At 45.3% G+C, this 13826-nt stretch carries 11 protein-coding genes; 2 read left to right on the top strand and 9 right to left on the bottom strand.

Annotated features, from left to right (window positions below; translation table 11 throughout):
- Positions 1-4: 4 nt before the first annotated feature.
- The 6 genes from AC50Y5_RS00685 to AC50Y5_RS00660 all read right to left on the bottom strand — a co-directional run bounded on the left by AC50Y5_RS00685 (position 5) and on the right by AC50Y5_RS00660 (position 7985).
- On the bottom strand, positions 5-880 hold the full coding sequence (locus tag AC50Y5_RS00685; protein WP_056043392.1) for a carbohydrate ABC transporter permease: 876 nt from the start codon (positions 878-880) through the stop codon (positions 5-7).
- 47 nt (positions 881-927) lie between these two features.
- A complete protein-coding gene (locus AC50Y5_RS00680; RefSeq protein WP_056044036.1) occupies positions 928-1824 on the bottom strand; it encodes an ABC transporter permease in 897 nt (298 codons plus the stop codon).
- Between the two features lie 98 nt (positions 1825-1922).
- Positions 1923-3527 carry an extracellular solute-binding protein gene (locus tag AC50Y5_RS00675; protein WP_494858744.1) on the bottom strand — a complete coding sequence of 535 codons (1605 nt, stop codon included), beginning with the start codon at positions 3525-3527 and terminating at the stop codon, positions 1923-1925.
- A 434-nt stretch (positions 3528-3961) separates the two neighbouring features.
- Positions 3962-6196 (bottom strand): helix-turn-helix domain-containing protein, encoded by a 2235-nt coding sequence (locus AC50Y5_RS00670; RefSeq protein WP_056043386.1) that lies wholly within the window; start codon positions 6194-6196, stop codon positions 3962-3964.
- Between the two features lie 258 nt (positions 6197-6454).
- Positions 6455-7288, bottom strand: a complete 834-nt coding sequence (mle, locus tag AC50Y5_RS00665) for an alpha/beta fold macrolide esterase (RefSeq protein WP_056043383.1) — start codon at positions 7286-7288, stop codon at positions 6455-6457.
- Between the two features lie 328 nt (positions 7289-7616).
- Positions 7617-7985: a DUF4180 domain-containing protein gene (locus AC50Y5_RS00660; protein WP_056043380.1), complete on the bottom strand. Its 369-nt coding sequence runs from the start codon at positions 7983-7985 to the stop codon at positions 7617-7619.
- 170 nt (positions 7986-8155) lie between these two features.
- Here AC50Y5_RS00660 and AC50Y5_RS00655 point away from each other — a divergent pair, with 170 nt between their 5' ends.
- Positions 8156-8767, top strand: coding sequence for a TetR/AcrR family transcriptional regulator (locus AC50Y5_RS00655; protein ID WP_056043378.1), 612 nt, complete (start codon positions 8156-8158; stop codon positions 8765-8767).
- A 104-nt stretch (positions 8768-8871) separates the two neighbouring features.
- Here the strand turns inward: AC50Y5_RS00655 and AC50Y5_RS00650 are convergent, their stop codons facing one another.
- Positions 8872-9642 (bottom strand): SDR family NAD(P)-dependent oxidoreductase, encoded by a 771-nt coding sequence (locus AC50Y5_RS00650; protein ID WP_056043375.1) that lies wholly within the window; start codon positions 9640-9642, stop codon positions 8872-8874.
- Positions 9643-9941: 299 nt separating this feature from the next.
- Positions 9942-11474, bottom strand: a complete 1533-nt coding sequence (locus tag AC50Y5_RS00645; RefSeq protein WP_494858742.1) for a malate:quinone oxidoreductase — start codon at positions 11472-11474, stop codon at positions 9942-9944.
- A 717-nt stretch (positions 11475-12191) separates the two neighbouring features.
- Here AC50Y5_RS00645 and AC50Y5_RS00640 point away from each other — a divergent pair.
- Entirely contained in the window at positions 12192-12797 is a 606-nt protein-coding gene (locus AC50Y5_RS00640; RefSeq protein ID WP_494857775.1) for a polysaccharide deacetylase family protein, read from the top strand.
- A gap of 244 nt (positions 12798-13041) precedes the next feature.
- Here AC50Y5_RS00640 and kduD read toward each other — a convergent pair whose 3' ends face one another.
- Complete coding sequence (kduD, locus tag AC50Y5_RS00635; protein WP_056043364.1) at positions 13042-13797, bottom strand: 2-dehydro-3-deoxy-D-gluconate 5-dehydrogenase KduD; 756 nt, start codon at positions 13795-13797, stop codon at positions 13042-13044.
- Positions 13798-13826 lie beyond the last annotated feature (29 nt).

Below are 13826 nucleotides of genomic sequence, written 5' to 3'. Positions count from 1 at the left end.
TCGGTTAACCTTTGACCGCACCGAGCATAACGCCACTAACGAAATACCGTTGAAGCCACGGATAGACAATCATAATTGGCACAGTTGCGAAAATAACGCTCGCCGCCTTCAAGCTTTCCGGCTGCAGCTTTGCCTGTCCATTTGCGCCTTCCATTACCAGCAGCTCGCTGACCATGTTGTTTTGAACCAGCTGATAAAGCTTCAATTGCAGCGGATACATCTCTGGACTCGTAATATACATGAGCGTATCCGTAAAACCGTTCCAGCGGCCTACTGCATAAAACAAGCTCAGCGTAGCAATAACGGGCAGCGACAGCGGCACGATAATGCTAACCAAAGTGCGGAGGTACGAGCTTCCGTCAATCTCTGCTGACTCCTCCAGCGAATCGGGAATATTTTGAAAAAACGTGATCAAAATAATCAAATAAAACGGACTAACGAGACCTGGCAGCATAAGCGCCCATATCGAGTCAAGCAAGCCCAAATTGCGTACGAGCATATACTCTGGAATAAGTCCGCCGCTGAAAAACATCGTAATGATAATAATGAACATCACCAGTTTGCGGCCTTTTAATTTCGTTTTAGCAAGCGGGTAAGCCGCCGCAATCGTCATTATCATGCACATGATTGTAAATAAAACCGTCAGCATAACGGTAAAACCGAGTGACCGGATCATCGACGCATCTGAAAATACCTTCTTGTAGGCATCCCAGTTGATTTCGACAGGAATAAGGCTGACCTCACCAGACATGATGGAACGTGTTGAGCTGAGCGAGATAGCGATTATATGAAGAAACGGAGCCAAACATAGCAGCACGAATAATAAAATGGCGATCGTATTGACAATATCAAATGATCGGCTGGCCTGTTGATCTCTCATGTCTTATCGCTCCTTTCCAATTTTCATAGAAAATAAAAGTTTATATTTTAAATAATGCTTTGGTCCGCCAGTTTTTTGGATAAGTAGTTGGCGCCTAAGACGAACACAAGTCCGACAACTGCCTGGAACAAGCCGACGACCGTAGCAAGCGTATATTGTCCAGATTCAATGCCGATACGGTATACGAAGGTGCTGAGCACGTCCGAATAATCACGTACAGCGGTATTTCCGATAATATAAGGACGTTCAAATCCGATGGCGATCATATTGCCCACGTTAATAATGAGAAGCGTAACAATCGTTGGTTTTAAGGATGGCAGCGTAATGCTCCAAATTTTTCTCAGTCTGCCTGCTCCGTCAACGTCAGCCGCCTCGAACAATTCCCTATTGATGCCTGTAAGAGCCGCCAAATAAATGATCGTCCCCCAGCCGGCACTTTGCCAAACTCCGACGATTAAATACGTAATTAACCAATCGCTTTTGTCCGTAAGAAAAGGAATCGCTTCAAAGCCTAACGAAGTTACGAAATTGTTAACCATACCGGATTGCGTACCAAACACTTGGTAGACGATCCCGCCGATAATAACCCACGAAATGAAATGCGGAATGTATAAAATCGTTTGCGAAATCTTTTTGAACCAAGCTGATTTGAGCTCATATAGCATAATGGCGATAAACAAAGGAGCCGGGAAAGAAAAAAGCAGATCCAAAAAATTAAGCATGAGCGTATTGCGCAGTGTCTTGTAAAAGTCCGACATGGCGAATACTTCCTTGAAAGCATCAAGCCCGATCCATTCAGAACCATTAATCCCTTGGAAAAAGTTAAAATCCTTAAACGCAATAATAATGCCGTACATCGGTCCGTATTTGAAAACCAAGAAATAGGTAACCGGTAAAATAAGCAGCATATATAATTGCCAGTATCTGCGTAAATACACGCGCATGTTCAATATTATCCACTCCTATCTGCTTACGATTAAGCCCGGAGACGGGACTTAAGAAATATCGATCGTCTCCGAGCTGCTTAATGCAGGCGTTATTTTTATTTCATGGCCTCATAAGCTTTTGTGCGTTCATCCAAAATCGCTTGACCGCCGTTTGCCATATAATCCTTCATGATCGATTCGAATGTGCTTTCGAATTGATCCGGCTTCACCATCGTTGCTTTAACGACAATTTCATTGAACTTGTCACGCAGCGCCGAACCATATTTGGCTTGGGCTTCGATCGGATGGTCGAATAAGACCGGCTTGATCGTATCAGATCTGGAAATCGTCAGTGCTTTGCGAGTCTCTTCTTGGAATTGCTCAGGCATGCCTAGTACATAAGCCTCTACGTTTTTCTCCGTATCACCCAACTGTTTGCCGTTGGAGATAATGGCCATGTCACCCCAGTTGTATACGCGATTTTTGATATCATCAGGAGCATCGGCTTTAGCTACCGGGATACCGTCTTGAAGATCATAGTTTTCGCCAGCTACACCATTTTGAATGTTAAGCAGGTTGTCTCCCGAAGCCATCCAATCCAGGTACTTAATTGCCTCTACTGCATTTTTGCTGCTTTTCGGGATCATAAGGTACAGACCAACTGGCGCATATTCCGGCTTCGGATGCTTGCCCTCGGAGTTCGAGTAAACATCAACAGAGGAAAGCTTAGCGTCAGGAATGTTCGTTTGCAGGGTCGAGTACAAACCATCTGGATAGAACGGGTTCATATCGTCTTCACTGAAGAAACCGACCAAGCCTTTAGCTGCGTCTTCGTTCAGCTTTTTCTTGTCTTCATCAAGGCTGAAGTCTTTGCTCATTAGCCCTTCATTGTAGAGCTTGTTCATGAATTGCAAAGCGTCTTTAAAGCCAGGAAGCAAGATCGGGAAGTCATTGGATCCGAGCTGCTGTGTCAGCGTGTAGCGCTGTTCTTCAGTAACAGGCTGGATGAAGGACCACAGAAGCGGCTCATATTGAGCAGATGCTAGCGCCATTCCGAGCGGAATAACTTTGCCGCCAGTTTGACCCGGATCTTTTTCTTTAAACGCTTTCAAAGTCGTGTAAAGCTCATCTGTCGTTTGCGGCACAGGCAGGCCTAGCTTATCGAGCCAGTCTTGACGGACGAAAGATGAATATTTCCCTAAATGCGCACGTTTCGCTGGCAGTGCGAATTGCTGACCTTGATAATTACCATAAGCTAACGTATCGTCGCCTAGAAATTTTTTGAGGTTCGGGCCGTATTGATCAAGCAGCTCGCCAAGGTCAGTCAAACCGCCTTGCTGCGCATAACGATAAAACGTACCCGAATCATAAGTGAATACGATATCCGGAACATCGCTTCCGCTCGCCATTAGAACGTTAAGCTTCTGTACTTCCTCTGACCGTGGAATCGGTACAAATTGCACGTCAACGTTATTTGGCTTCCCGAAGTTATCCTGAACATATGTCGTCAAATAGTTTTTTGTAATAGTCGAACCAGAAGGAGAATTGCCACGATCGAATACTTCCACCTTAAGTGTTACTGGCTTACCGGAGGCTGCTTCGCCACCTGTCGTTTTGTTTCCAGTTTCATTGTTGCTGCCGCATGCACCAAGAAGCATAGTACCTGCAAGCGTAAGTGCTAGCAAAACGCTGGTTTTCTTTTTCCCCTTCACAACTTTCATCATTTGATTCAACCCCTCTTTCTTTTTCGTTAATTTGTTTCCTGTACTCGATTATGAACCGAAGAATGAAGCATGTTTGAACGCGCTTTCAATCGTCGCTTGCAAACCGTGATTAGGAAGTGGCCTCAGTATGACACGGCTTGTAGTGCGCTTGCAATAAACCAGTTTCGGCGCGGCAAACCGTTAAGCCGAACCCTTGCCCAGCAAGGCTTTTGGCGATTAGAATAGATCATTTTCCCGACATAAACCGTTTTCCATCAACGCCGAAAAAGCCCGTCATAAAGCCATTTCCGCAGGTAAACTATATTCCGGCTAAACAAATAGAGCAGCAGTCCGAACATCTTTCCTTGTTCGGACTGCCGCTTCAACAAACAACTTTTCAATTCGCATGAACATACATGTGAAAGAACTAAAACCCTATTGCTTCGCACACCTTAGTTCAAAACAGAAGGCCGCATTTTGAGCTTTCGGAATTCGCCTGGCGTTACACCGGTTATCCGTTTGAATACCCGTCCGAAGGTGATCGAATTGGCGTAGCCAACCTGAAGAGCAATTCCTTGAACGGTCTCATCAGTATTCGCCAGCAGACGCTCAGCCTGCTGTATTCGAAGCTGCACAAGAAAATCGACGAACTTCATATCGTACTCCAGCTTAAACAGATAGCTTGCATACTTGCCCGATATTTGAAAGCGGTCACTCAAATGATTGAGCGAAAGGTCTGGATCGGCAAAGTTTTCCTGAATGTAGGCTCTCATATCCGTTATCATCGTCTTGTAGCTTTTCGTCTCGCTCATCGCCACATATGCATCGAATAGATCAGCCAAATACTCTAGCAGCTGCTCCTTCATTTCTGCCAAAGTCGAGGCAGTCTTTAGCTTGGCAAGCAATACAGATGAGCGATCGCCTTCCAGAAATTCATTCAGTGATTCCGACAAATCCTTCAGCTCACGGCTGAGCATTTGCATAAATATTTGCATGAGCGAATGAATATCTTCATCCTTGAGCGTATCCGTATTGAGCCGCTTGAATAATTGCTCAAACGTATTGCGCCAGCTCTCATTCGTCTGCCTAAATTCCTGCACACAATCGGTACACATTTGAATGTAATGAAACGTACCGTACTGTTTGCCCTGCGGAATATCGCCGCTGAACGTAACCGCCTCGCGTCCGATGCAGAGCTGATATTCCATACCGGAGAGGGCATCGCGGTAAGATTGTCCGATACGGCTCCATTCGTCAACGATTGAACCAATTCCAATCGACAGCATGAAACGCAAATGCTCGCCTACCCACTGCTGTGCAACGATTGCAGAAGTTCGAAGCTGATCCAGCATTCGGGATTCGTCATCCGAAACCGCAAACACAAAGGCGATGAGATCCGGCGCCAGCCATTCTCCCCAGCCCTGCAAGCCTTCGTTGTGAGCCAGCTCTTGCATAACATTGCCGAGCGCAAATTTCAGAACATTTTGCTCGTTAAGCGTATTTTCGGACTGAAAATCATCATAACGGTTGAGCTTCACAACCATTACGGCATACCGTCCGGCGCTCGGCAGCAAATCCAGCTTGCGCATCCGCTCATTAGTTTGCCCATTTTGTTCCCCGCTAATAAGCTCATTAAAAAGCTGCCTGCGCTGAAGCATCACACTTTCACGCTGCTTCTTTTCGTGATCCAACGACTGCACGATTAAATTTTCAAGCGCACGGTCAATCATCGTCAGATCATCTGTCAGAACCGCTCCCCCGTCGCCGCTCCGCAGCTGCAGCGCCTGAATGCGATTCATCATTAACCGGATCGGCTTGTAGTTTCGGCGCGTTACCCAAATGATATAGATAATAGCCGCTACGAATGTCAAAATAGCCATAACGACCCATGCATAGGATACGACCGATACCCAGCCGAGCAAATGACCGTCCTGAATCCCACTCTCGAAAGTCCAGCCAAGAGAGTCCGAAGTGACTGTCGTCAGAATGCTGCCGCCTCCTGATTCATCTGAGCCATTGTTGACGGGATAAATAGGCTTATTAGCTCCATCGGTAATTCGCATGAATGAAACCTGATGGCTTGTCATGCTGCCGATCATTTGTTCAACTGCATACAAATCGACATTAATGACCAATATGCCTTCCTTTCCGAACGGGAACGGCGTCCGCTTATGCATCGTAATGACCCTGACGGGCTTTAGCCGGTCATATTCCCGATACTCCCGGCTTGCCGACCATCCTTGGTAATCAAGATTTTTTTTCGCTTGCTGAATAAAATCACGATCGCCAAAATCCGGCAGTTCGGTCTGCCCGCTCGCTGTAAGCACCATATCGTCGGATTCCCTATAAAGATAGGCCGATTCGATAAAGTCGTTTTCTTCTACAAGTGAACGCAAACTATGAACGACGCCGTATCTGTCGCTCGTTTCGGAGGAGCCGTTTAAAAACGCAGTGTAGCTTTTATTTTTGACGGCTTCGTTCATCGCGTTAAACTCCGCTCCACGTATAGCGCGTTCGACGCTTTCCACCACATAGCCGGTGGTGATGTTGTCTGCCTTGGCAGTCTCGGACCGTGATATCTCATTAAGTGCAATGAACGATAAAAAAATAATCATTGACACCGTAAGCACCAAAATTGGAAAATATGATACAAGCAACCGGAAGTACCAGTTGTTTAGCTTAAGCATGTTAAACCCCCTACAATGACAATAATTTTTGTAAGCGTTACCATTTCAACGCAATTAGAACAAGTTAAGCGGTATACTTTGTTAATCTATTGTAGCACAGCCCCTCTAGAATCGAAACACTTCATGACAGCCAAAATAGTGGTTATCGTATAGCCTCAGGAAAAGATGTTCATCGAGTTGGCTCATGCTCGTCGTCTCACCAAAAAGAGGAGCAGCGGCTGACGAAACGTCGACCACTGCTCCTCTCGGTCATTAAGGTCACGATGTGTGGTTAATTATAGCCTCAATTACCTTATCCCATTCGCCATAATGAATTTCATGCCCCGAGCCCTCCAAAGTTAACAGGATTGAGTCAGATATCACAGCAGCAAGTGAAACTCCATGTTCATATGGAATAATCGGGTCCTCAGTGCCATGTATAATGAGCGCAGGGACATCGATTTCAGCCGTTCTGGACAGATAGGAAAAATCACCTGTCAACACGCCATGATTGTTTATACTCGCCATATTGCTGCTTCTTTCTACCTCTAGTTTAGCCAATTCATAAATGCGATCCTCATCAAGTGGATGCTTGGAGCCCGCTAAAACTTTCCACTTGCTGACTGCAAAAGCAATCACCGCTTCATCATTAGACCAGTCGATCTCTTCGGAATTAGCGAAAAACTGCGCGACCTTCTCTTCCATTGGAGGAAGACCCTCTGCAAAATTGGACGTTGCAATAAGCGAGACGGTTAGCACTCGTTCGCGATGGCGCAGAGCGAGAATTTGCGTTAGCATGCCTCCCATCGACATCCCGACAATATGTGCTTGCTTTATGCTGTAAGCATCAAGAATACCAACCGCATCATCCGTCATATCTTCAAACGTATACGCTGGCTGACCAAGCTCATAAACGGTAGAACGCCCAACGTCACGGTTATCATAACGAATAACAAAACGTCCAGCCGCTGCAAGACGCTGACAAAATTCATCTTCCCACCATACCATTGATGCTTGGGCTCCCATAATGAGTAATAGAGCTGGATCAGCGGGATCTCCAAAGCTTTCCGTACATATTTTAACACCGTTTATACTTAACAGCTGTTCACTCATCGTCTCATTCCTCCATTACTAAAAATATAAAAAAACACAGGCCAGCTGCCTGTGCTTTCAGTAATCGAGAATAGGAGCAGCGGCAGACGAATCGTCAGTCACTACTCGCATATAACTAAATAAGGTTACCATGAGGTAAACCATTCTTCGATTACTTCGCACAGAACATAGCCGTAACACGTCTATTCCATTCGTTGTGCAGAGCCAAAAATCGAAAAATTAGTTTAACACACGTAACCCTCCCGTTCCTATAGATTGGGGTTATTTTACCATGCGCATTTTTTATCTGTCAAATGATAAGCACTGCTGGGCTTCTCGGATTGTATGGTTAAGTTATATTGTGCAAAGCGTTAACAGCCTCTTGTTTGTCTCGTAAAAATAGTACCTGCTTGCCGTTATTGCATTCATAAATAAAATCCTTCAAGCTTTTGCTGTCATAAGTATCAAAATCTCCAACGATGGCCAGCTTCACCTTGTAGTTCACATATTTCTGCAAAATCTCTCCAGCCAGCTTAGTTTTGAGCTCGAAGAAATCCTCCGTTATGTTTGCTTTTTGAAGGATGATTTTATGGCATTCGTGATTGTAATTAACAGAAGCCATTAAATCCAGCGCATCCTGAACATCGCGGATGATCACGTCAGAGCTTTCTATAACGGCAACCTTGGAACTGTCTTGTTGGTCGATTGTTATGTTCATTTTTCATTCGCCTCCCCTATTTAGTGTAACACCACCTTCCTTCAAAAAAAAGCTAAACGTCCACGCTTGACTTGGTTAGCCCTTCTGTCTTTTGGCATCGATTGTTTTCTTGTATAATGATAATCAATCGGATGACTGAGAATACATGCTTTTACAGAGGGAGGATATATATGCACCATTCATCGCCATCCATAGATCGAAGAATCCACAAGTCGAAGGCAGCTCTAAAGCAGGCGCTGCTCGAAAACATGCTCCGTAAATCGTTCGAGGATATTTCCATTACCGATATCGTGAAGGCTGCCGATTTGAATCGTGGCACGTTTTATAAACATTATGCGATCAAAGAAGAGCTGCTTGATGATATTTTGGCCGATGTGATGACTGATCTTATCCAGTCCTACCGTTCTCCATATTTGCATTATCAAAATTTCGACATACAGAGCTTAAGTGCTTCAGCCATCAAAATTTTTGATCACGTGCTTGCCAATGCTACTGTTTATACATTATTGGTAACAACGAGCATTTTGGCGAACTTCCGCAACACCGTTTACGAAACGCTCAAAAGGTTGTATTTGGATGATGTTACTGAAATGTCTCCAAACCCGAAAATTGATAAAGAGCTGCTTGCCTGTTATCAGGCTAATGCTGTCTTTGGCCTCATTGCCGAATGGGTGCAGAGCCATTTTAAATACAGCTCCTCTTATATGGCAGAGCAGTTATTAGAATTTACGCGATTAAACCGCTCTCATGAAGTTTACCGTTCGAATCTCGGCCAAGCCTAGACTCTGGCCGCCTGCATTGGGGCAATAAACAGATGCCTAAACATCCGGCAAAATAAAAAAAAGAGCCCGGCTATCGCCAGAAGCTCTCATCATTCTATACCTTGTTAGTTGCTGATCCAACCGCCATCGACAGGCAGTTCTATACCCGTTACGAACTTGGATTCGTCCGAAGCCAAATACAAGTACGCATAGGCAATATCCAGCGATTCGCCGGCATGTGGATGCAAAGGCGCCAGGTTCTTGTAATGCTCGCCCATTTCAACCTGCGATTTAATGCCAGCTTTCTCGACCATCCCCGTAAATACCGCTCCCGGATGAACGGAATTGACACGAATGTTATCTTTGGCAAACCATTGTGCCGTATGTTTAGTCAGTGAGCGTACCGCACCTTTGGATGCACTGTATGCCGCACCCTGCGCATCAGCAATTCCGCCGATAATCGCTGCAATGGACGACGTATTCACAATCGACCCTCGTCCATTTTTTTGCATATGCGGAATGACTGCTTTCATGCCAAGCCATACGCCTGAAGTGTTAATGGACATCACTTTATCCCAATCCGCCAGTTCAGCTTCCAAAACGCCCTTGGCGATATGAATGCCTGCATTGTTAACGAGAATATCGATTTTTCCGTATTTGGTAATCGTTGCTTCTACAACCGCGTTCCACGATTCTGGACTGGATACGTCCAGCTTCAATGCGATTGCATCTCCGCCATTTTCCACAATTTCGCTCACTTTAGCCTGCAGCACGTCCTCGGCTACATCCGTTACGACAACCTTTGCACCTTCTTTGGCAAATAATTGTGCTCCAGCAAGCCCCATGCCGCTGGCCGCCCCTGTAATAATGGCTACTTTACCTGTCAATCTACCCATTCTGATCATCCTTTCTATCTGACAACTATAGTATAAGGAGGATTTAGAGCGTTCTCAATCGGCAAATGAAAGCGCTTTTGTACGTTTAGCAACGGATTAAAACCGTTCTGTATGTTAATCTTTAATAACGAACAAATGAGGGCCAAAGTGTTGATCTTTTTAAAAAATAGTCCTGTCCATGACCGCTTAAGGAGTCCAGCAACGAAAATAAAAAGCGCCCGGAATTCCGGACGCCATTCATTTATAATCTACTTTATTCTATTGCTTGTGATGCGAAACGGACTTTAGTCTCGCGGGTTTTAGAAAGAAGCCTGCTTGACTGGGTCCCGTTCACTGCCCAGATCAAGCGTCCGTGCAGTTGAAGTATGAATTTCGCTTATAAGCTCTGGATTGTTCAACAGCTGCACGCCATATGAAGGAATCATTTCTTTAATTTTCGGTTCCCATGCTTTCATATGCTGCGGGAAGCATTTCCCCATCAGCTCAAGCATAACGGAAACAGCGGTTGAAGCACCCGGAGATGCGCCGAGCAAGGCAGCTATCGAGCCATCAGCGGCATTAATGACTTCCGTACCAAACTGCAGCGTTCCTTTGCCGGCAGCTGTATCTTTAATGACTTGCACACGCTGGCCAGCTATTACTAGCTCCCAATCTTCGCTTTTGGCGTTCGGGACAAATTGGCGTAAAGCTTCCATGCGCTGTTCTTTCGATTGCATAACTTCCTTGATCAAATATTGGGTCAATGACATATTTTTCACGCCTGCTGCCATCATCGTGACCAAATTATCCGTTTTTACAGAAGCTAGCAAGTCCATCATCGAGCCGTTTTTCAAAAACTTTGGCGAGAAACCGGCAAAAGGTCCAAAAAACAACGATTCCTTCTTGTCGATAAATCTAGTGTCCAGATGGGGAACCGACATCGGTGGCGCGCCAACTGGAGCTTGACCGTAAACTTTTGCATGATGCTGCGCGACAATTTCCGGTTTTTTACACACCATAAATATGCCGCTTACCGGGAATCCTCCAATGCCTCTTCCTTCAGGAATACCGGATTTTTGCAGTAAATGCAGGCTTCCGCCCCCGCCGCCGATAAAGACGAATTTCGCATTCCGGCGCTCAACAGAGCCATTATCTACATTGCGTACTTTCAATTCCCACGAGCCGTCGCCAGCACGTTTAATATCATCCACATTATGCTTGTATTTGATATCGACATTTTTACTCTTCAAGTGGGTAAACAACATGCGCGTTAAAGCGCCAAAGTTAACATCCGTACCGGATTCGATTCTTGTAGCCGCTATAGGCCCATTCAAGGTCCGGTCCTTCATAATAAGCGGAATCCATTCCAGCAGCTTACCCGGATCTTCGGAATACTCCATTCCTTCAAACAGAGGATTGTTAGACAACGCTTCAAAACGCTTTTTCAAAAACGATACATCTTTATCCCCTTGTACTAAGCTCATATGAGGTAAAGGCGTAATAAAATCCCGCGGATTGCGGATTAAATTGCTGTCCACAAGATAAGACCAAAACTGCTTGGAAACCTGATACTCTTCATTTACTTTTATAGCTTTGCTAATGTCTACGGAGCCGTCTGCTTTCTCAACGGTGTAGTTAAGCTCGCACAAGGAAGAATGCCCTGTTCCTGCATTATTCCATTCATTAGAGCTTTCTTCTCCTGCGCTTGCAAGCCGCTCAATTACTGTGATTTCCCAGTCCGGTACTAATTCCTTCAGCAGTGACCCCAAAGTCGCACTCATAATACCGGCACCAATTAAGATAACGTCTGTTTTGGTTTGTCTGTTGCTCATTTCTACCGTCCTTACACTAATATTTGAAGAAAAAATGTAGGCTTTCCTGCCTGCTTAGACTGCTATGCGGGCTAATCAAACACCTTTTCTGATTCACGTATTTCCTGATCAAAGCTAGCCTTATTATTAAAGTGTTAAGATATTTACTATTATAAAGCCTTTACAATTCATTCACAAGAATAGGGAATAGGTTACAATCCTATCGCCTCGTTGCTATATCGTCAGTTTTGGATATCCGATCATCCCCAATAAGTTTTACTCTCAAACAACTTGAAAAAAAAGCGATTTCAACAGCAAAAATCAGCCTGAGAGCAGAAAACATACATTCTCAGGGGAGAAAGGAATATCAAACTTCATTTGAACATTACTACTATCATATCACAAAAGTCACTCCCTGTTAGCACTGATTTTGAACATGGCTGTAACGTTGCAAAACGAACCTTTGTTGATGCTTAAGGTGCGGCTTCCTGCATGAATGCCCTCCAACTTGATTAGGCTTTCCGTAGCTCTGTCTTTCGTTGGCGTGCATCCCGGTAAGCATATCTCCGATACGCTCAAATAATTGGTTAATCATTAGTCTGATTTAGGTATTTTAGACAAGCTGTAATTCTTCTATAAATGAACGAAGTGTATTCGTTAATAACGAATCTTTTCGACGAATAAATACAGTCGTAACTATCGCGAATTAGAAAACTTCGATACCGAAGAATTAGTATCGTTTTAATCATACTCGCAAGCATGATTTTTGGAGTCATCTATCTATTATTCATCCGGGCTACCGACGAGATTAGGGGCGATTTATACCCGATTTCTCAGAAACAAGACTCCATGCAAGGTCTCAGTATAAATTCATCTCGAACGCCGGATGAAGTTCCTGTTTCTCATAAAGTGGTATACCTCACGTTTGATGATGGGCCAAGCAAATATACAAATGAGATTCTGGATATTCTAAAAGATTATCAGGCGAGAGCAACTTTCTTCATGATTGGAACACAGTTGGATGGGCACAAGAACGAAGTTCAGCGAATTGTCATCGAAGGCAGCTATCCTGGACTACATAGTATGTCGCATGACTTCAACATATTATATAAGAGTGGTAGTTCAACTCATTTTATTGAGGAATTTCAAAGAGAACAGCAGTTAGTGGAAGACATTGTAGGTTTCGCCCCGAATCTGATTCGAGCCCCATATGGGAGTGAGCCACAGATCGATGAAGAGTTTCGCGGGGACATATCCGCATCCGGTTTTCGAATGTGGGATTGGACCGTGGATTCTATGGATTGGAGTTCCTCCAAGAGGCGGGCTATGAGTTTAACGTGTACGATCCCAACAATCCCTTTATAGCCAATTTTAGCGGTGACTCACGTTTGTAATGAACAAGTTAATGCTAATTGAACAAACAGAGGCCTATTAAAAAATAAGCAACCGCCAACAGCAGCTCCATAAGAGAGTCGCTATGGCGGTTACTTTTTTAAAATATAGGAAAGTATATGATTTTGCCATACTTTCTCTATATTTCTCGAACTGAAACGCCGCGCGCCGCCAGAGGACGGCGAGAGCCGTTTCACCTTGATCCACAGTACAAAGGCTAGCGGTTCATCCAACCGCCATCTACGCAGAGGACGTGGCCGTTCATATAGTTTGATGCAGCGGAGGCGAGGAAAATCGCCGGCCCCATCATGTCTTCGGATTCGCCCCAGCGAGCGGCTGGGATACGGTCGAGAATTTGCTTGCTGCGTACCGGGTCCTCGCGAAGCGCCTCGGTGTTGTCCGTGCTCATGTAGCCCGGAGCAATCGCGTTCACCTGCACATTTTTTGAAGCCCACTCGTTGCCAAGCGCCTTGGTCAAACCAGCAACCGCATGCTTGCTCGCAGTGTAGCCTGGCACATTGATGCCTCCTTGGAAGGACAGCATCGACGCGATGTTGATGATTTTGCCTGAGCCCTGCTCAATCATATGGCGGCCAGCCAGCTGGCTGAGCACATAGACCGAGTTCAGATTGACGTCAAGCACCGCTTGCCAATCCTCAAAGCTGTGATCAGCTGCAGGCGTGCGGCGGATAATGCCCGCGTTATTGACCAAGATGTCGAGGCGTCCAAGTCCTGCAAGCGTCTGATCGATAATGCCCGGCAGCAGGCTGCGGTCAGATACGTCCGCTTGAATCGATACCGTTTTGCGGCCAAGCGCCTGAATTTCCTTCTCTACGTCTGCAGGAGGCGTGCTGTTCGTAACCAGCGCAATATCTGCTCCCGCTCTCGCCAAGCCTATAGCAATCGCCGCGCCCAGACCACGTCCGGCGCCTGTCACAATCGCAGTTTTTCCTGTTAAATCGAAAAAGCTCATCTTTACACCATCCTTATCTATCCTTTAAA

It is taken from the genome of Paenibacillus sp. JT22N7 (assembly GCF_059383875.1).
The sequence above is the reverse complement of the archived record's forward strand: the minus strand, read 5'-3'. Positions and strand labels throughout refer to the sequence as shown.